This is a genomic window from Pseudomonas oryzihabitans (assembly GCF_032027545.1).
Taxonomy (GTDB): Bacteria; Pseudomonadota; Gammaproteobacteria; order Pseudomonadales; family Pseudomonadaceae; genus Chryseomonas; species Chryseomonas oryzihabitans_F.
Window position 1 is genome coordinate 179019 of record NZ_JAVSJB010000006.1, and the last position, 17803, is coordinate 196821.

Consider the following 17803-nt stretch of genomic DNA (forward strand, 5'->3'; position numbering starts at 1 on the left):
CCTGGTGGGACCGCCACCTAGAAACGCGCGGGTCCAGACGGAGTCGTCGTCAGCAGGACAAGGAGCCCTAATGCCCGGTGCGTATTCCCGCGCGGATTCGGCCAAGGAGATTGCCGCCGAGCCCCGCCTTCGTTTCAAGCCTCGCAGTCTGTTCGCCAAGTTTCTCCTGGCCTTCATCCTGGTGGATGCGCTGGGCACCACGCTGTTCACCCTGCACAGCTATCGCCAGGCACGCGACGCCAGCAGCCAGAGTATCGACTACCGGTTGATGAGCGCAGCCCTGGCATTGCCCGAGATCCTCGGCGAGGACTACCTGGCGCAATTGCAGGACCCCTCGCAGGCCGACCCGCAGCGCTATCACCGTACCCTGGTGACCCTCGATCGCTATGCGCAGAAGGCTGGCCTGGCAGCGCTCTACGCCTTCGTCGAGGACGGCGACGAGTTCCGCTTCATCATGGATTCGGCCAGCGAGGAGGATATCCGCATCGGCTACTACGGCAACTATCGCCAGGTCTACGACCAGGCGCCGCCGGAGCTGCGCGCGGTATTCACCGATCACCAACCCCGTTTCGCCGAATACCAGGATGGTTTCGGTAACTTTCGTTCGCTGTTCCTGGCCGTTCCCGGCCGGGACGGGCAAGTAGTCGTCATAGGGGCGGACATGTTCATGGAAGGCATAGCAGCGGCGGAGCGCTCGGCGCTGCTGGAATCGCTGCTCATCGGGGTGCTCATCTTCGCCCTGGGTGCGCTGGTCGCGCGCATCCTGGCGGGAGCGCTCAACCGCTACCTGCTGCGCCTCGGGCAGGCCACCGAGCGCATCGCCGACGGTGATTACCAGCTCGGGCTCAAGGAGGGGCGCGATCCGGTGGGCCGCCTCGGTCGCGCCATGAACCAGATGGGCGCCGCCCTGGCGGCCCGTGAGCGCCGCATCAGCCAGCTGGCGTTCCGCGACATGCTGACCCGGCTGCCCAACCAGACTCGCCTGGTGCTGGAACTCCGCCAACGCATCGAGCGGGCGCCCGCGGAGCGCTTCGCCGTGTTGCTGCTGGATGTCGCCAACTTCCGCAACATCAACGAACTGCTCGGCCAGGAGGGCGGCGACAAGATCCTGCGCCATCTGGCCCGGCGCCTCCGGGTAGCGGCACCGGAGGAGAATGGCGTCGCCCGGATCGGCGCCGACACCTTCGTGCTCCTGCTGCCCTGGTTCGATGCCGGCTCCGCCGAGGCGGCGCTGCTCTCCCTGCGCAACCTGGTGGAAAAACCGGTCGTCAGCGGCAGTCAGCGCGTCTCCCTGCGCATCACCTTCGGCATTGCCTGCTATCCCGAGCATGGCGAGGGCGCCGAGGCGCTGCTGGCCAACGCCGAGACCGCCCTGCAGGAGGCCCGGCGACGGCAGCTGCCCTATGCCTTCCATGATCCGGAACAGGAGCGTCAGCGCCAGCTCGGCATCGCCCTGCTCGATGCCCTGGACCTGGCCGTGGATCACGATCAGCTGCGGCTCTATCTACAGCCGAAGATCTCCCTGGCGGACGGTCGCATCGCGGGTGCCGAGGTGCTGATCCGCTGGCAGCACCCGGAACTCGGCCTGCTCGGGCCGGACGTCTTCGTCGGCATCGCCGAGCAGAGCCGCAAGATCTGCGACATCACCCTTTGGATTCTCGAGCGCTGCATGCGGCTGCAGCGCGATTGGCCACTGGGCTCGCTCACGCTCAACGTCAACCTGTCGTTGCTGGATCTCGAACATCCGGCCTTCATCGGCCGCATCGGCCGCCTGCTCGACGATACCGGCGCCATCGCCCGGAACTTCTGCCTGGAGATCACCGAGTCCCGCGCCATGAGCAATCCGGTCCAGGTGCTCGACTGCCTGCGGCAACTCAAGGCGATGGGCTTCGAACTGGCCCTGGACGACTTCGGCGCCGGGCATTCCTCGCTGGCCTGTCTGAGCAGCTTTCCCATCGACGAATTGAAGATCGACAGGCAATTCATCGAGCACTCCCAGCTGCCGGGTGATCAGGAGGTCATTCGCCTGCTGGTCCAGCTGGGTCAGCTGCGCGGCCTGCGGGTGGTGGCCGAAGGGGTGGAGACACCCGAGGCCGCTACCTTGCTGGCAGCCCTGGGCTGCGACCAGCTGCAGGGCCTGCTGGTGGCCGGTCCCATGCCCTGGGAGACCTTCGAGGCCTGGTACGGAGCGCATCAGGGGCGCTGGGCGGTGCCCGCCTGACAAGGCTCAGGGCTGGCTGACCGCTGCTCTGCCAAGCAACGGTGGCAAACGTTCCACCAGTTCGTCCAGCACCAGACGCACCCGCAAGGGCAGTTGTCGCATGGCCGGCCAGATCGCCTGGATCTCGATGGGCTGGGCACGCTCGGCGAAGGTGAGGGCCACCAGTTCGCCTTCGCGCAGCGCTGCGTCGACCAGCCAGCTCGGCAGACGCGTGACACCGAGCCCCCGGCAAGCCGCCTGGAGCATGGCCTCGAGATCGTCCAGGAGCAGGCGGGCCGGTGGGCGGATCTCGAGCAGCTTGCCCGTGGCGTCCTGAAAGGCCCAGCTCGCCCCCTGAGCCCCGCGGCCATAGAGTACTGCCGGCTGCTGCGCCAGTTCGTCCAGGCTCCGCGGTGTGCCGTGGCGAGCCAGCCAGGCGGGTGCCGCGCAGACCACCATTAAATGTCGTCCCAGGCTGCGGCTGCGCAGACCGGGTGTGTCATCCAGCGGACCGCTGCGGATGGCCAGGTCGATACCTTCCTCCAACAGGTCCACCTTGCGGTCGTTGAAGGAGAGCTCCAGTCGCAGGTCGGGCCAGCGCTCGACCTGCTCCAGCAGGATCGGCGCCAGGCAGCGGCGGCCCAACAGCACCGGCATGCTCAGCCGTAGCCGTCCGCGTGGACTCAGGCCTCCGGCGAGTTCGTCCTCGGCGCCCTCCAGCTCGGCCAGGATGCGCAGGCAGCGCTGATAGAACAGCTCGCCCTCCGCCGTGAGTGTCTGGCTGCGCGTGGTGCGTTGGAAAAGCTGGACGCCCAGCTGTTCTTCCAGGCGGGCTACCGCCTTGCCGACCGCCGAGCGGGAAAGATGCAGCCGCTGTGCCGCGCTGCTGAAGTTGCCCGACTGCACGGCCTGGACGAAGGCGGCGATGCCGCCTAGGGAATCCGCTCTGATCATGGGATTGTCGTGTTTGGTTATTCAGTCTTGAGAGTTTATCGCGCAACTGGCGCGTAGGGCTATTCAATAAGCTGGGGGAACTACTCACCGAGGAAATTCCCATGCGTCCGATCTCCGCCCGGCAATGGCAGTTGCATGCCTATGGCGCCGCCCATCTCCACCTGGTCGAAGCGACCGTTCCGCCGCCCGCTGCTCAGGAGGTCCTGGTTCGGGTGCGAGCGGTGTCCCTCAACTATCGCGACCGCCTGGTGCTGGAGAACGGCATGGGCAGCCCGCTGCATTTTCCCCTGGTGCCCGGTTCGGATCTGGTTGGCGAGGTGGTGGCACTCGGGGCAGGCGTCCGCCGGGTAGGGCTCGGCCAGCGGGTGATCAACACCTTCTGGCGCCACTGGCTAGACGAGCCCCTGCCGGGGCGGGCGCCCGATGCGGCCTTCGGCGGCGCGGAGCTGCCTGGTGTACTGGGCGAATACGTGGTGATGCACGAGGACAATCTGGTCGCTGCGCCGGAGACCCTGGACGACGTCGGTGCCAGCACCCTGACCTGCGCCGGTCTCACTGCCTGGCACAGCCTGCTGGAGGTCGGGCGGCTGCGGGCGGGCCAATGGGTGCTGGTGCAGGGTAGCGGTGGCGTGGCGCTGTTCGCTGCCCAGCTCGCGCTGAGCCTTGGCGCCCAGGTGGTGCTGACCAGCGCCAGCGCCGAGAAGCGCGCCCGGGCGCAGGCCCTGGGCATCCAGCGAGTGGTGGCGCGTGATCGTCCCGATTGGGCCGAGGAGGTCTGGCAGGCTACCGGTGGCCGTGGTGTGGATCTCGCCGTGGAGGTCGCTGGCGGTGATCTGGGTCCGACGCTGGATACCCTGGCGCCGGGCGGAGTGATCGCCATGGTCGGGGTGCTGGATGGCTTCCAGCTGCAGGTCCCCTGCGCGACGCTGTTCGCCAAGCGGGCCCGCATCCAGGGCGTCGGCGTGGGTAGCCGTCGGGGACTGGAAGACCTGGTGCGCTGGATCGACCAGGCAGGCATCACGCCCGTGGTGGCGGCCGAATACGCCCTGGCCGATCTACCTGCGGCCCTGGCGCATCTGGCCCGCGGCGCCTTCGGCAAGGTGGTGGTGCGGATGGAGTGAGCCGAACAGCACGAAGCCGCCTCGCGGCGGCCTCGTGGCGGCGGACCCCGGCGCTTAGAAGCGGTAGGTCAGCTGGGCGCCCAGACCGTGGGCGCTGTTGTCGTACTTGGCGCTGTAGCCACCGCGCAGGGCGTCGGGGGCACGGTTGACCTTGACGTTGTCTTCCCACAGGTAGGCGTAGGCCACGTCGATGGTCATCTCCTTGGTCGGGGACCAGCCCGCGCCCAGGGAGAAGGTCTTGCGATCACCCACCGGGACGCGCACGTTGCGGTCGGCGTTGTCCACCGGAGAGGGATCGAGGGCCATGCCGGCGCGCAGCACCCATTGGGGATTCAGCTGGTAGGCGGCGCCCACGGCATAGGACCAGGTGTCCTTCCAGTTGAATTCCTCGGTGATCTCGCCCAGGCGATTGCCCAGCACCGGCAGGGTGGGGGTACCTTCGTTCTCGACGGTGATGGCGTCCAGACGGCTCCAGCGGGTCCAGGTGGCACCGGCATAGAGGGTCCAGTCGTTGTTCAGCCGATAGGTGAAGGAGGCGTCGGTGCTTTCCGGCAGGGTCAGGTCCAGGCTGCCATCGTACTTGCCGTTGAGCCGGCTGAGGATGGAGTTGAAGGCCGGGACGGCGCTGCCGGCGCCGCTGACTTCGGTATGGCCCTTGAGCTTGTAGCTGACCTTGGAGTGGTAGGTCAGGCCGAAGGTCAGGTCGTCGGTCAGGTCGGCCAGGACGCCCACGTTGTAGCCATAGGCGGTGTCGTCGCCCTCGACCTTGACCTGGGCATCACCGCCACCGAAGGCGCCGGCGCTCAGGTTGCTGTTGAGCTTGCCTTCGATGCGGTTGATGGTCGGGCCAAAGCCGACCGAGACCTTGTCGGTGATCTTGTAGCTGACGGTGGGCTGCACGGTTATGACTTCCACCTTGCTCGCCTGGCCCTGGTAGCGACCTTGGAAGGCATGCTCGTAGTTGCTGATCAGCGCATAGGGTACGTAGACGCCCAGGCCGAAGTGCAGGCGGTCGTCGACCGGGGTCACGAAGTAGCCGAAGGGCACCACCGAGTTGGGCACCATGTCACCATCGTTGCTGCCAGGGACCTGCTGGCCGTTGGCGTAACGGGCGTTGGCGTCCTTGATGTCCACCTTGGCATGGATGTAGGCGCCACCCACGGACACCTCACGACCCAGGCGCGACATGCCGGCCGGGTTGCCATAGATGGTGGAGGCGTCCTGCGCGGACGAAGAGCGCCCGGCGAAGGAGGTGCCCATGCCGCTGACGCTCTGTTCGTTGATGGCGAGGCCGTTGGCCAGTGCATAGCCGGAAGCGCTCGAGACGGCCAATGCAAGTAGGGTGAGTTTTATTGTTTTCATGCTCTTGCAGCTCCATTGAAAGGCGAGAAGCGCTTACCTCCGCGGATTCCCAAGTCCGAGTGAGTACCTGCGCACACTCTGCTTGTAGCAGGCCCCGCTTACGAATACAAAAAAAACTATCCGGTCACGTTTGGTCCGGTGGGTTCATCGTACGTTCATCCGACGAACCCGCCCGAACAGACGCCGAAAGGCCCGGCGCGGTGCCTCAGGCGAAGGCCGTGACGGGAGCCGATGCCGGCCGGCCGGGTGGCTTATACTGTCGGCTCTCTTGCCTGGAGTGAGCCCTTGACTTCCACCCCCCACTGGATTCGCGATGACGCCTCGCTGGCTGCGCTCTGCCAGCGTTGCCGGACCTTGCCCTTCATTGCCCTCGACACCGAATTCATGCGGGTCGACACCTTCTACCCCAAGGCCGGCCTGATCCAGATCGGCGACGGTGAGCAGGCCTACCTGGTCGATCCTCTGTGCATTGGCGACTGGGCACCCTTCGCCGCGCTGCTGGAAGACGCCGGGGTAGTGAAGGTGCTGCACGCGTGCAGCGAAGACCTGGAAGTGTTGCTGCGTTTGACCGGCAGCCTGCCGCAGCCGCTGTACGACACCCAGCTGGCGGCGGCCTACCTGGGCCTGGCGCACTCCATGGGTTACTCGCGGCTGGTGGCCGAGGTGCTGCAGATCGACCTGCCCAAGGACGAGACCCGTTCCGACTGGCTGCAACGACCCCTGACGCCCCTGCAGGAACGCTACGCTGCGGCCGACGTGACCTACCTGGTCGACGTTTATCATCATCTGGAAGCGCGCCTGGATGACCAGCGCCGCACCTGGCTGCTGGAAGACGGCGCCGAGCTGGTGGCCAATCTGCGGCGTACCAGCGATCCCTGGGAGGCCTATCGCGAGGTCAAGCTGGCCTGGCGGCTGTCGCGCCAGCAACTGGCGGTGCTGCGGGTACTCTGCCACTGGCGCGAGCTCACCGCCCGCGAGCGCGACCAGCCCCGTAACCATGTGCTGCGCGAGCGCTCGCTGTGGCCGCTGGCGCGTTTCCAGCCCACCGACAAGCAGGCCTTGGGTCGCATCGACGACATGCATCCGCGCACCGTGCGCCAGGACGGCGACACCCTGCTGGGGCTGATCGCCGAGGGCGCCGCCACGCCTGCCGAGCAGTGGCCGGAGCTGCAAGGGGAGCCCTTGCCCCACGAGGTGTCGCCGCTGCTCAAGGCCTTGCGTGCCATCGGCGAGCGTGATGCCCAGGCGCTGGGCATGGCACCCGAGCTGATGCTGCGCAAGAGGGTACTCGAAGCCCTGCTGCGCACCGGTTGGCCCGATGGCGAATACCGCCTGCCCGACAATCTGCGCGGCTGGCGTCGCGAGCGCTTCGGCCAGGCCCTTCTCGATCACCTGCAAGCGCAACGCACCACGCCTGCGCCCCTGGAAAACGCCCCATGAAATTGCTCTGCTCCATCTACCGCAGCCCGCGCAAGCCGGAAATGTACCTCTATGTCGACAAGCTCAAGGGCCTGTCCCGTGTCCCGGAGGGCCTGCTGGCCGCCTTCGGCCCCCCGGCACTGGCCTTCGAGTTCGTGCTCACCCCGGAGCGCAAGCTGGCGCGGGAAGACGTCGCCAAGGTTCTCGAGAACATCGAGCAGCAGGGCTACCATCTGCAGCTGCCGCCGCCTCCCGAGAACGATGACTACGTCGAGCATCTGCCCGAAGAACTGCTGCGGCTCAACGATCCGCTATGACGGCCGTCCTGCTGCTGGAGCACGAGCCAGCCGGCTATCTCGACGCCTGGCAGGTATTGGCACCCGGCCTCGACCTATGGGTGGCCCAGGATCAGGCCGAGGCCGAGCGCCTGGCTGGCGGAGCATGCTATTGGCTGGGGCAGCCTGATCGAGCGGCGGACTTGCTGCGTCGTGGCGCCAAGCCGGCCTGGCTGCAGTCGACCTGGGCCGGCTATGCGCCGCTGCTGGCGGCGGACCTGCCTTGCGACTACCGTTTCAGCCGCGCCGTGGGGCTGTTCGGCCAGAGCATCGGCGAATACGTGCTCACCTACCTGTTGCAGCACGAGCGCCAAGTGGCTGCGCGTCAGCAGAGCCAGCGCGAGCGTCACTGGGACAGCCGGGCGCCAGGTACCCTGGCCGGGCGGCGTCTGCTGCTGGTGGGTGCCGGCGACATCGGCCAGGACATCGCCCGGCTGTTCGCGCCGTTCGGCCTGAGCATCACCGGCGTCGCCCGCCGTGCGCGGACGATCCTCAGCTTCGCGCGGGTCGTGCCGCTGACGGCCTTGCAGGAAGCCGCTGCCGAGGCGGACTTCGTGGTCAACCTGCTGCCGGACAGCGCCAGCACCCGGGATCTCTACGACGCGGACTTCTTCGCGGCCCTGCCCGCGGGCGCCCTGTTCATCAACGCCGGGCGGGGCACCAGCGTGGTGGATGCCGATCTGATCGCGGCGCTGCAGCGTGGACACCTGGCCGGTGCGGTACTGGACGTGTTCCGCCAGGAACCTCTGCCTGCGGATCATCCCTTCTGGCGGACGCCCAACCTGCAACTGACCGCCCACGTCGCCGGACCCACGCCGCCTGCGGCGGCTGTCCGGCTGTTCCTCGACAATCTCCAGCGCCTGCAACAGGGTTTGCCCCTGCGCGGCGCCGTCGATCTCGCTGCTCAGCCGAGGGTATAGGGACCGGCCACCGCCAGTTCCTCGATGGTCAGGCGGGGGCTGGGCAATTCGCGCCCCTGCAGGGACTCCGGCAGGTTGGCCTTGTCGCCCAGCTTGCCGATGGCCACCGCCAGCTCGACCTTGAACGAGCCCGGCACCTTCAATTCACGCTGGATGCCCTCGCGGTCGATACCCGCCATGCCGTGGGCGTGCCAGCCGGCGTTGGTCGCCTGCAGCGCCAGATAGGCCCAGGCGGCGCCGGCATCGAAGCTGTGGCTGGGGAAGGGCACTTCCTCGCCGCTGCCGGCGCGGGTATGGGTGGTCTTCGACAGGATGATCACCAGCGCCGAGGCGTGTTGGGCCCAGCCGCGATTGAACTCGGCCAGCAGGCTCAGGAACAGGTCCCAGTGGGCATCGCCACGGCGGGCATAGAGGAAGCGCCAGGGCTGGGCGTTGAAGGCCGAGGGTGCCCAGCGGGCGGCTTCGATGAAACCGAGCAGCGTCTGTTCGTCGATCTCGGCCGGTGCGAAGGCGCGCGGTGACCAACGCTGCACGAATTGCTCATCGACGGGATACTGTGGGGTACGGCTGGTACTGGTCATGGCTTCACCACGGGAGGAAAGGGGAGTCCGGCACGGTAATCCGGCCGGGCGGAGTCGACAAGGGCGCGAACGGTGCTTGGCGCTCGCAGCGTGCGGCACTAGACTGCGCGCCCCCTTTCTTTGCCACGACCTCTGCCATGGCCGCCATCACCCAGCCGTTCTGGAAGCGCAAGACCCTCGACCAGCTCGATGCCCAGGAATGGGAGTCGCTGTGCGACGGCTGTGGCCTGTGCTGCCTGCAGAAACTGGAAGACGAGGACGACGGCGCCGTCTACTACACGCGCATCGCCTGCAAGCTGCTGGATCTCAAGACCTGCCAGTGCAGCCGCTACGCCGAGCGTACCCGCTTCGTACCCGACTGCATCCAGCTCACCCCGGCCCAGGCCGACCAGTTCGCCTGGCTGCCGCCTACCTGCGGCTATCGCCTGGTGGCCGAGGGCAAGGACCTCCCCGAGTGGCACCCGCTGATCTGCGACGACCGCGAGGCGGTGCACAAGGCCGGCATCTCCCAGTCCGGCCGCATGCTCAGCGAGACCCAGGTGGCCGAGGATGACTGGGAAGACTATCTAATCTTCCGCGCTGGCTAAGAATCTTTTCACGATCTGCTGCGCGTCGGCCAAACCGCGTTGAAAAGGCCCTGGGTCGCCAGCCCGGTCGGAATGCTCATTTACCACTCGTAAACTCCGCTTCCTCAGCCATTTTCGCCTTGTTTGGCTCTAGCTCGCGAGATCCTGAACAGGTTCTAAGAACCTGTTCAGGCCCGCGCGGCACTCATCATCGGCGAAACCAATCCACCCACGCGATGGCAGCGCACCTCCACGAGGGTCGCTGGCAGTAAGGCCTGGGGCCTTTCGCAACCGGCGCCGGCCAGCGGGCAGCGATCCCGAAAGAAGCAGCCACTGGGCAGCACCCGGTTGCCCGGCAGCTCGGTGCGCTGGGCGGCGGCGTCGCCGGTCAGCGGCTGGTCCAGCCGCGGCACCGCTTCCAGCAAGAGCCGGGTGTAGGGATGACTGGGATGCTCCAGCACCTCTGCCGCCGCGCCCAGCTCGACGATCTGTCCCAGGTACATCACCGCCACCCGGTCGGCCAGGTGGCGCACCACCGAGACGTTGTGGGAGATCAGCACGAAGGTCAGGTCGCGCTCGCGCTGCAGCTGGGCCAGCAGGTTGAGGATCTGCGCCTGCACCGAGATGTCCAGCGCTGAGGTGGGCTCGTCGAGAATGATGACGTCCGGATCGGACGACAGCGCCCGGGCGATGGCGATGCGCTGGCGCTGGCCCCCGGAGAACTGGTGGGGATAGCGATCCAGGTATTCCGGGCGGATGCCCACCTGGCGCGCCAGCCGCTCGGCGACGGTGCGCAGTTCCCTGGTGGAGCGGCGACCGCGCACCACCAGCGGCTCGGTGATCAGCTTCCACACCGGTAGACGCGGGTCCAGCGAGGATTGCGGGTCCTGGAAGACGATCTGGATGTTGCGCTCGCCGCGCGCCGTGCCTTGAAGGGAGCCGCTGACCGGCTCCACCAGCCCCATCAGGACCTGGGCCAGGGTGCTCTTGCCGCAACCGGATTCGCCCAGCACACCCAGGGTTTCGCCGGGGAAGAGCTGCAGGTCGATGCCATTGAGCGCATGGGCCAGGCCCTTGCCGCGGCCGAGCCAGTCGCGGCCCACCGGGTAGCGCACCTCGACGCCGCTGAGCTCCAGCAGGGGTACAGAGGGCGGGGAAAGAGTGTTCATGCAGGGGCGTCCTCCGCCTGCAACCAGCAGGCGCTCAGGTGATCGGGAGTGGCCGCGGCCAGCAGCGGCGGGCGCGTCTCGCAACGTCCGTGGCGCTGGGCGCAGCGCTCCTTGAAGGTACAGCCGCTGGGCAACTGGGCCAGGTTGGGCACCTGTCCGGGAATGCTGGCGAGGTCGCTACCCGGCACCGCCTTCTCCGGCAGGCAGGCCAGCAGGCCCTGGGTATAGGGATGCCGGGGTGCCTGCATCACCGCGGCGGTGACGCCCTGCTCGACGATGCCGCCGGCGTACATCACATAGACGCGGTCGCAGAATTGCGCCACCAGGGCCATGTCGTGGGTGATCAGCAGGATGGCGGTGCCCCGCGCCCGGGCCTTTTCACGCAAGAGCAGCAAGACCTGGCGCTGTACCGTGACATCCAGTGCCGTGGTCGGCTCGTCGGCGATCAGCAGCTGCGGATCGCAGGAGAAGGCCAGGGCGATCATGATGCGCTGGCGCATGCCGCCGGAGAGTTCGAAGGGATAACGCTCGAGGATCTGCTCGGGATCGGCGATGTGCATGTCCTTGAGCAACTCGATCGCCTTGGCGCGGGCCTCGGTGACGTCCAGCGTGGTATGGCGCCGGATCACGTCCAGCAGTTGCTGGCCGATGCGCCGGGTGGGATTGAGGGCGGTCATCGGTTCCTGGAAGATCATCGCCGCCTCGCGACCGCGGACTTCCATGAGCTGGCGCTCGGAAAGCGCCAGCATGTCGCGACCCACCAGGTTGACGCTGCCACCGGTGACCCGGTAGCTGCCGGGTGGCAGCAGGCCGAGGGTGAGCATGGCGGTGACCGACTTGCCGGAGCCGGACTCGCCCACCACGCCGACGATCTCGCCAGGGGCCACGCTCAGGCTGACGCCATTGAGCGCCTTGGCGCTGCTGCGAAAGCCGGGGAATTCCAGGTTCAACTGGTCGATGTGCAGAACGGGCTGGCCCATGTCATTTGCCCTTTTGGCGAGGATCGAGCAGGTCGCGGATGCCATCGCCCAGCAGGTTGAAACCGATGGCGGTGACCAGGATCGCCAGGCCCGGGAAGGTCGAGTACCACCACTGGTCGAGGATGAAGTTGCGGCCGCTGGCGACCATCACGCCCCATTCCGCGGTGGGCGGCTGGGCGCCCAGGCCGATGAAGCCCAGCGCCGAGGCCATGAGGATGGCGTTGCCGATGTCCAGGCTGAATTGCACCAGCAGCGGCGGCAGGGCGTTGCGTGCCACGTGCCAGTGCACCAAGTGCCATTTGCCGGCGCCGAAGGTGCGCGCTGCCTGGACATAGGCCAACTGGCGGATGCTCAGGGTCTGGCCGCGGGCCAGGCGCACATAGAAGGGGATGCGCACCAGGGTGATGGCCAGCATGGCATTGAACAGGCTCGGCCCGAGGGCGGCGGCCAGGGCCATGATCAGCACCAGCGAAGGCACCGAGAGGATGATGTCCATCAGGCGCATCATCAGGCGGTCGAAGGCGCCGCCGACGATGCCCGACAGGCAGCCGAGCAGGCCGCCAATAGCGCAGGCGGCAAAGGCCACGAACAACCCGACGCCCACCGACTGGCGGCTGCCGTAGATCACCCGGCTGAGCAGGTCACGGCCCACCTCGTCGGTGCCGAACCAGTGCAGGGCGCTGGGTGCCTGCAGGCGGGCGGTGAGTTTCAGGGCGTTGGGTTGGTAGGGTGCCAGCCAGGGCGCGGCGATCATGCACAACAGCACCAGCAGGGTGATCACCAGGCCGGTGAGCATCAGCGGATTGCGGCGGATGCGCCAGGCCAGCCAGGCGAGCTGCTCCCGCCAGAGGGGGCGCGAGGTGGTCAGGGTCGTCATGCTAGTTCACCTTGCCGATGCGGGGATCGACCAGTCGGTAGAGCAGATCGATGAAGCGGTTGAGCAGGACGTAGATGAAGGACACCACGATGGCGAAGCCCATCACCGCCGGAAAATCCAGCGCTTGGATCGACTTGACCACATAGGCGCCCATGCCTGGCCAGGCGAACACGGTCTCGGTGAGCACCGCGCCATAGAGGAGGTCGCCCAGGGCCAGGCCGATCACCGTGATGGAAGGGATCAAGGCGTTGGGCAGCGCGTGGCGCAGCACCACGGTGGCTTGCGACAGGCCATAGGCGCGGGCGGTGCGGATGTAGTCCTCACCAAGCTGTTCGAGCATGGCGCCGCGAATCTGCCGGGTGATCACTCCCAGGTTGACGAAGGCCAGGGTCACCGCCGGCAGCAACAGATGCTTGGCCGCGCTGACGAAACCGGTGAGATCACCAGCCAGCAGGGTGTCGATGAGATAGAAACCGGTCACCGTCGGTGGGGGCGTCAGCCCCTGGTCCAGGCGACCACCGCCCGGCAGCCAGCCGAGATGGCCGTAGAACAGCACGATCAGCCCCAGGCCCAGCCAGAACGCCGGGGTGGAGATGCCGGCCACCGCCAGGGTGCGGCTGAGGTGGTCGATCCAGCGGTTGTTGTAGACCGCCGAGAGCACGCCCAGGGGCACGCCGATCAGGATCGACAGCAGCAGCGCGGCCAGGGCCAGCTCCAGGGTGGCTGGAAAGAACAGTTTGAGATCGTCCAGCACCGGGCGATGGGTGCGGATCGACTGGCCCAGGTCACCCTGCAGCAGGTCGCCCATGTAGCGGAAGTACTGTTGGTAGAGCGGCAGGTCCAGGCCCAGCTGGTGGCGGATGCCGGCGACGATCTCGTCACTGGCACGCTCGCCGGCGATCAGCCGCGCCGGATCGCCCGGGATCAGGTGGGAGATGACGAAGGTGATCAGGGACACCCCGATCACCACGATGAGGATATCGGTCAGCTGCTTGCGCAGCAGGTGGAAGAAGGCCATGGCACACCTCGAGAGGCGGGTGCCGGAGCGCGCCGGCACCCGTCGCCCCTACTTGGACATCGCAGCGAAATCGAAGACCTGTTCGAGCATGGGGTTGAATACGTACCCCTTGATCGCGGCGCGCATCGGCACCGTGTAGGCCTTCTGGTAGAGGTAGGCGTAGGCGGCGTCGCCCACCACGATCTTCTGGGCTTCCTGGTACAGCGCCTTGCGCTGGGCCACGTCGCTGACGCTGGCGGCGTCGCGCAGCACCTGGTCCACCTTGGGATTGCTGTAGAAGGAGCGGTTGCCGGCCAGGCCGGCGTTGCTGCTGTCGAACCAGAAATTCATGAACATGTAGGGATCGGCGAAGTCCGGACTCCAGTTGCCGATGGCGACGTCGAAGTCGCCCTTGCCCAGGCGTTCGCGGAAGGTGGCATTGGCCAGCTTCTCCATCTTCAGGTTGACGCCGAGGGTACTCAGGCCTGCCTGCAGGGTCAGCCCGATGGGCTCCCAGGCCGGGTCCTTGTCCGAATAGAGGAATTGCAGTTCACGGACCTTGGGTGCCTTGCCCAGGGCCGCCTGGGCGGCTTCCAGGTCCTGCTTGGGCAGTGGCAGGCTCGGGTCATGACCCCACATGCCGTCCGGGATCGGGCCGTTCATGAGCTTGGCCTTGCCCATGGCGATGCCTTCCACGATGCCCTGGTAGTCCAGGGAGTCGACCACGGCCTTGCGCGCGTTGACGTCGTTCATGGGCGCGCGCTTATTGTTAAGGTATAGGTAGGTCACTCGCAGCGAAGGATAGGCGGTGGTGACGAAACCTGGCTTCTGTGCCAGGGCCTTCACCTGGTCTTCGGGCAAGTCCTCGATGATGTCCAGGTCTCCCTGTTCCAGCTGCAGGCGGCGTACCGAAGGCTCGGCGATGATGCGGATCACCACCTGCTTGAGCGTCGGTGCCTTGCCGGCATAGTGCGGATTGGGCTCCAGGGTCAGTGACTGGCCCTTCTGCCAGGCGGCCAGGCGATAGGCGCCGGAGCCGGCGGTGTGGCCGGCCAGCCAGGCGTCCACGTCCTTGCCGTGGGTGCTGGCCACCTTGGGGTTGATCACGCTGGCGCCGTCGTGGGCCAGGGCGAAGAGGAAGGGCGCGAAGGGCTTCTGCAGGGTGAACTTGATCGTCTGCGGGTCCACCACGGTCACCGTCATGTCCGCCGGGAAGATGCTGGACGGACCCTGCTTGAGCTTCATCAGCCGCTCGACGGAGAACTTGACCGCCTCGGCAGTGACCTCGCTGCCATCGTCGAACTTGTTGCCGGGCTTGAGGGTGAAGGTCCACACCAGGTTGTCCGGGGAGACAGTCCAGCCGCTGGCCAGGTCGCCCTCGACGTCGGTGCTGCCCTTGCCGTCTTCCACCTTGTAGCGCATCAGGCGCTGGTAGGCCGGGTAGGTCACCGTCCAGTCGTTGTTGTCGAAGGTCACGCCCGGGTCGACGGTCTGCAGATCCGCCGGCTTGCCGATGACCAGGGTGTCGGCCGCGGTGGCAGCGCTGGCCGGTTGCCAGGCGCCGAGGCCCAGCAGGGAAACCAGGGCGAGCAGGCGGGACGCCGATGAAACGAAGGTGCGCGAAGACGAAAACATGCCGGTACCTCGGATTGTTTGGGGTTGTAAGAGCCTGTCCAAAGTCTCGCGAGCTAGCGCCAAACAAGGCGAAAATGGCTGAGGAAGCGGAGTTTACGAGTGGTAAACGAGCATTCCGAAGGCATTTTCAACACCGTTTGGCCGACGCGCAGCAGCCTTTGAACAGGCTCCAAGGGTGTTTCGGCAGTGGGCAAGTCGGTCGAGCGATGAGCTCGCGGCGCGGGATTCGAACGATCCGGTCGCCGGCTGGATCAGCTCAGCAGGGCGGCAAGATCCTCCGGGCTGAGGTGGTGGTAATCGATCAGGGCATAGCGGCGCGCATCGGGCAGCTCGAAATGCCACCACTCGCTGGGGATGAAGGTGAAGCCGGCGCTCTGCATCACCCCCAGCAGCAGCAGGCGATTGCGCTGCGCGGCGGCGGGAACGGCCGGATTGAACAGGTGCGATAGCTCGCGCATGTCGTCGAAGCCCGTCCCCATGTCCAGCGCCACGCCCTGGTCATCCAGCAGGGTCACGTCCACCGCCACGCCACGGCTATGGTGCGAGCCAAGCGCCGGATCGCTCACGTACTGGGCATCCGGCAGTACTCGCCACAGCAGTTGCTGGGCATAGGGCGGACGGTAGGCGTCCAGCACCTGCAGGCGCAGGCCGGCCTGTTGCGCCAACTCGCTGGCTCGGAGCAGGCGGGCCGCAGCATCCCGGTGCAGCAGGCAGTGGGCGTCCTGGTAGAGCACCTTGCCGGCGAGATTGTCGGCGGTCGCATAGACCAGGTGGATGTCCACGCCGTAGCGCTGGGCGTCGATCTCGACGAGTTCTGGATGGTTCACGGTGCGGAGTGCTTCCTCGGAGTAAAGGGGATCACCTGGGCTCATTCGAATTGCCCGAAACGCTGCTGCAGGGCACGGTTACTCGCCAGGCGCTGTTCCAGGGCGTCGCCGAAGCGATCCGCCACCGCCGACACCAGCAGGTTCAGCAGGCAGGCCAGGGGCGCCAGGGAGTCCCAGAATTGGTCGACCTCCAGGCGTAATTGCAGCAGGTCGGCCGGATAGTCCCTGGCCCAGGGGCAGTGGTAGTCGGTGATCAGCGCCATGGGCAGTGCGGCGTCACGGGCGGCCTCGCACAGCTTGCGGGTCACGCTGGAATAGGCGCGGAAGTCGGCCACCACCAGGTAAGGGCGGGTGAAGCCGCTGTTGAAGATATCGGCGTAGGTGCCCGCCAGGCCGTCGACGTAGAAGGCCTTGGGACGGATGTATTCCAGCAGGCTGTGGAAGCTGCCGAGCACCCCGCGGGTGGTCTGGATGCCGGCGATGAACACGGCGTCGGCGTCGGTCAGCTGCTGCACCACCTGCTCGAACACCGGACCGCGGGCGAGCTGATAGACGTCTTCGATGGCGGCGAGCTCGGCGGCCAGGGATCGATCCAGGGCATCGCTGCGTCCGCTCTGCTGGCGGAAGGCGCTGAAGCGATCGGTGATGCGCCAGGCTTCCAGGCCTTCGTCTCTCAGGCTCTGCTTGACGTCGTCGAGGTTGCGATAGCCCAGCGAGCGCAGTAGCCGGCCCACGGAAATGCCGGTGGTGTTGGTACGCTGGGCGATGCTGTCGGCGGTCTCGAAGGGCAGCTTCTCCGGATTGGCCAACAGGTAGCCTGCGACTCGCTTGCCGGTGGGCGTGAGGTCGGCGAAGGCACCTTCGAGGGCTTGGAAGAAGAGGGGTTTGGTCACGCCGCGGGCCTGTGATGTTATCGATCTGTCATTTAAGGGTATGTTGTTCTCAAGCTAACATCGCCTTTCCAGGCGTCGCAAGTGGCGGGAAGCCGACTGTCATCGGGTTGTCGTAAACAGGGGAGAGGTGTCGCTTGGAGACAAGCGCGAAGCAGCAGGGGGCGGGCAGCGGCGTCTCGGACGAGACGCCGCCATTGGCGTCAGCCCAGGGGCGACTCCATGTGCGAGGCGCGTTCCACCGCGCCGTAGCGGTCGCTCACCGCGTGGGCCCGCTCCAGCAGCACCTTGAGCTCAGCCAGGTCCTGGGCGATGCGGGTGCCGGGATCGCGGCGCAGCAGGCGGGCGAAGAGATGGCCCAGGCGACCGGCCGGGGGTTCGTAGGCCATCACTGCCGTCACCTCGGTGCCGCTCGGCACTTCGGCGAAGCTGACCCAGCCCAGGTTGTTCAGGCCGGCATAGCCGCAGGAACGCCAGCCGATCAGCTGGCCGGGGATGTCATCGGTGACTTCCGCGTCCCATTCGAAGCGCCCCATGGGTGCCTTGACCACCCAATGGGAGTAGCGGTCGTTGAGCACGTCCACCCGTTCGATATGGCGCATGAAGATCGGCAGGTTGGAGAAGTCCCGCCAGAAACGGTACAGCTCGTCGCGTGGCCGGGCGATGACGATGCGGCGGGTCTGGGAGGCAGCCGAGCGCCAGGCCAGTGAGCGGCGCACGTCGCGTTCGAAACGGGTATTGGCCACGATCCGGCGCACTGGGCAACTGCCGCGCAGGCCGCGGGTCAGCAGCCAGGCGCCGGTCGCCCCGCTGAGCAGGCCGAGCAGACCGCCCCGCGCCAGGCCGCGACTCAACAGCAGGCCGCCGCCTGCCAGCGAGGCCAGGCGTTCCACGCCACGCACGGCAGCATCGTCGCGAATCGGGGGAGCAAGAGGGGGAGTGGGGGCGTCTAGGTGCATGGCAGATTCTC

Annotated in this window: 17 protein-coding genes; 6 read left to right on the forward strand and 11 right to left on the reverse strand. The window is 66.9% G+C overall.

Going from position 1 to position 17803, the window contains the following annotated elements:
• Window positions 1-70: 70 nt before the first annotated feature.
• Window positions 71-2221 (forward strand): EAL domain-containing protein, encoded by a 2151-nt coding sequence (locus tag RND78_RS12250; protein WP_312729082.1) that lies wholly within the window; start codon window positions 71-73, stop codon window positions 2219-2221.
• A gap of 6 nt (window positions 2222-2227) precedes the next feature.
• On the opposite strand, the gene RND78_RS12255 is transcribed toward RND78_RS12250, so the two are convergent.
• Window positions 2228-3154: a LysR family transcriptional regulator gene (locus RND78_RS12255; RefSeq protein ID WP_312729083.1), complete on the reverse strand. Its 927-nt coding sequence runs from the start codon at window positions 3152-3154 to the stop codon at window positions 2228-2230.
• 101 nt (window positions 3155-3255) lie between these two features.
• On the opposite strand from RND78_RS12255, the gene RND78_RS12260 reads away from it, so the two are divergent.
• Complete coding sequence (locus RND78_RS12260) at window positions 3256-4275, forward strand: NAD(P)-dependent alcohol dehydrogenase (protein ID WP_312729084.1); 1020 nt, start codon at window positions 3256-3258, stop codon at window positions 4273-4275.
• Between the two features lie 54 nt (window positions 4276-4329).
• Here RND78_RS12260 and RND78_RS12265 read toward each other — a convergent pair whose 3' ends face one another.
• A complete protein-coding gene (locus RND78_RS12265) occupies window positions 4330-5637 on the reverse strand; it encodes an OmpP1/FadL family transporter (protein WP_312729086.1) in 1308 nt (435 codons plus the stop codon).
• A gap of 285 nt (window positions 5638-5922) precedes the next feature.
• On the opposite strand from RND78_RS12265, the gene rnd reads away from it, so the two are divergent.
• The 3 genes from rnd to RND78_RS12280 are packed head-to-tail and all read left to right on the forward strand — an operon-like array spanning window position 5923 to window position 8311.
• Complete coding sequence (rnd, locus tag RND78_RS12270; RefSeq protein ID WP_312729087.1) at window positions 5923-7077, forward strand: ribonuclease D; 1155 nt, start codon at window positions 5923-5925, stop codon at window positions 7075-7077.
• Window positions 7074-7373, forward strand: a complete 300-nt coding sequence (locus RND78_RS12275; RefSeq protein WP_312729089.1) for a YcgL domain-containing protein — start codon at window positions 7074-7076, stop codon at window positions 7371-7373. The genes rnd and RND78_RS12275 overlap by 4 nt, the downstream gene beginning before the upstream one ends.
• Window positions 7370-8311: a D-2-hydroxyacid dehydrogenase gene (locus RND78_RS12280; RefSeq protein ID WP_312729091.1), complete on the forward strand. Its 942-nt coding sequence runs from the start codon at window positions 7370-7372 to the stop codon at window positions 8309-8311. The genes RND78_RS12275 and RND78_RS12280 overlap by 4 nt, the downstream gene beginning before the upstream one ends.
• On the opposite strand, the gene RND78_RS12285 is transcribed toward RND78_RS12280, so the two are convergent.
• Entirely contained in the window at window positions 8296-8892 is a 597-nt protein-coding gene (locus RND78_RS12285) for a nitroreductase family protein (protein ID WP_312729093.1), read from the reverse strand. The two genes, RND78_RS12280 and RND78_RS12285, sit on opposite strands and share 16 nt — an antisense overlap.
• Window positions 8893-9029: 137 nt before the next feature.
• Between RND78_RS12285 and RND78_RS12290 the strand changes: the two genes are divergently transcribed.
• Complete coding sequence (locus tag RND78_RS12290) at window positions 9030-9479, forward strand: YcgN family cysteine cluster protein (protein WP_058762427.1); 450 nt, start codon at window positions 9030-9032, stop codon at window positions 9477-9479.
• Window positions 9480-9646: 167 nt separating this feature from the next.
• Here RND78_RS12290 and RND78_RS12295 read toward each other — a convergent pair whose 3' ends face one another.
• From RND78_RS12295 to RND78_RS12330, 8 genes are all read right to left on the reverse strand, one after another.
• Entirely contained in the window at window positions 9647-10627 is a 981-nt protein-coding gene (locus tag RND78_RS12295) for an oligopeptide/dipeptide ABC transporter ATP-binding protein (RefSeq protein WP_312729096.1), read from the reverse strand.
• On the reverse strand, window positions 10624-11607 hold the full coding sequence (locus tag RND78_RS12300) for an ABC transporter ATP-binding protein (protein ID WP_312729097.1): 984 nt from the start codon (window positions 11605-11607) through the stop codon (window positions 10624-10626). Before RND78_RS12300 ends, RND78_RS12295 begins: the two co-directional genes overlap by 4 nt.
• A gap of 1 nt (window position 11608) precedes the next feature.
• The gene (gene ddpC / locus RND78_RS12305; RefSeq protein ID WP_312729098.1) at window positions 11609-12484 is read right to left on the reverse strand and encodes a D,D-dipeptide ABC transporter permease; all 876 of its coding nucleotides are present in this window, start codon (window positions 12482-12484) and stop codon (window positions 11609-11611) included.
• Window position 12485: 1 nt separating this feature from the next.
• Window positions 12486-13502, reverse strand: coding sequence for an ABC transporter permease (locus RND78_RS12310; protein WP_312729100.1), 1017 nt, complete (start codon window positions 13500-13502; stop codon window positions 12486-12488).
• 48 nt (window positions 13503-13550) lie between these two features.
• Window positions 13551-15116 (reverse strand): ABC transporter substrate-binding protein, encoded by a 1566-nt coding sequence (locus tag RND78_RS12315; protein WP_312729102.1) that lies wholly within the window; start codon window positions 15114-15116, stop codon window positions 13551-13553.
• A 251-nt stretch (window positions 15117-15367) separates the two neighbouring features.
• Window positions 15368-15943 carry a D-alanyl-D-alanine dipeptidase gene (ddpX, locus tag RND78_RS12320; RefSeq protein ID WP_312729103.1) on the reverse strand — a complete coding sequence of 192 codons (576 nt, stop codon included), beginning with the start codon at window positions 15941-15943 and terminating at the stop codon, window positions 15368-15370.
• A gap of 41 nt (window positions 15944-15984) precedes the next feature.
• Window positions 15985-16836, reverse strand: coding sequence for a MurR/RpiR family transcriptional regulator (locus RND78_RS12325; RefSeq protein ID WP_312729104.1), 852 nt, complete (start codon window positions 16834-16836; stop codon window positions 15985-15987).
• Window positions 16837-17036: 200 nt separating this feature from the next.
• Entirely contained in the window at window positions 17037-17792 is a 756-nt protein-coding gene (locus RND78_RS12330; protein WP_312729106.1) for an SRPBCC family protein, read from the reverse strand.
• Window positions 17793-17803 lie beyond the last annotated feature (11 nt).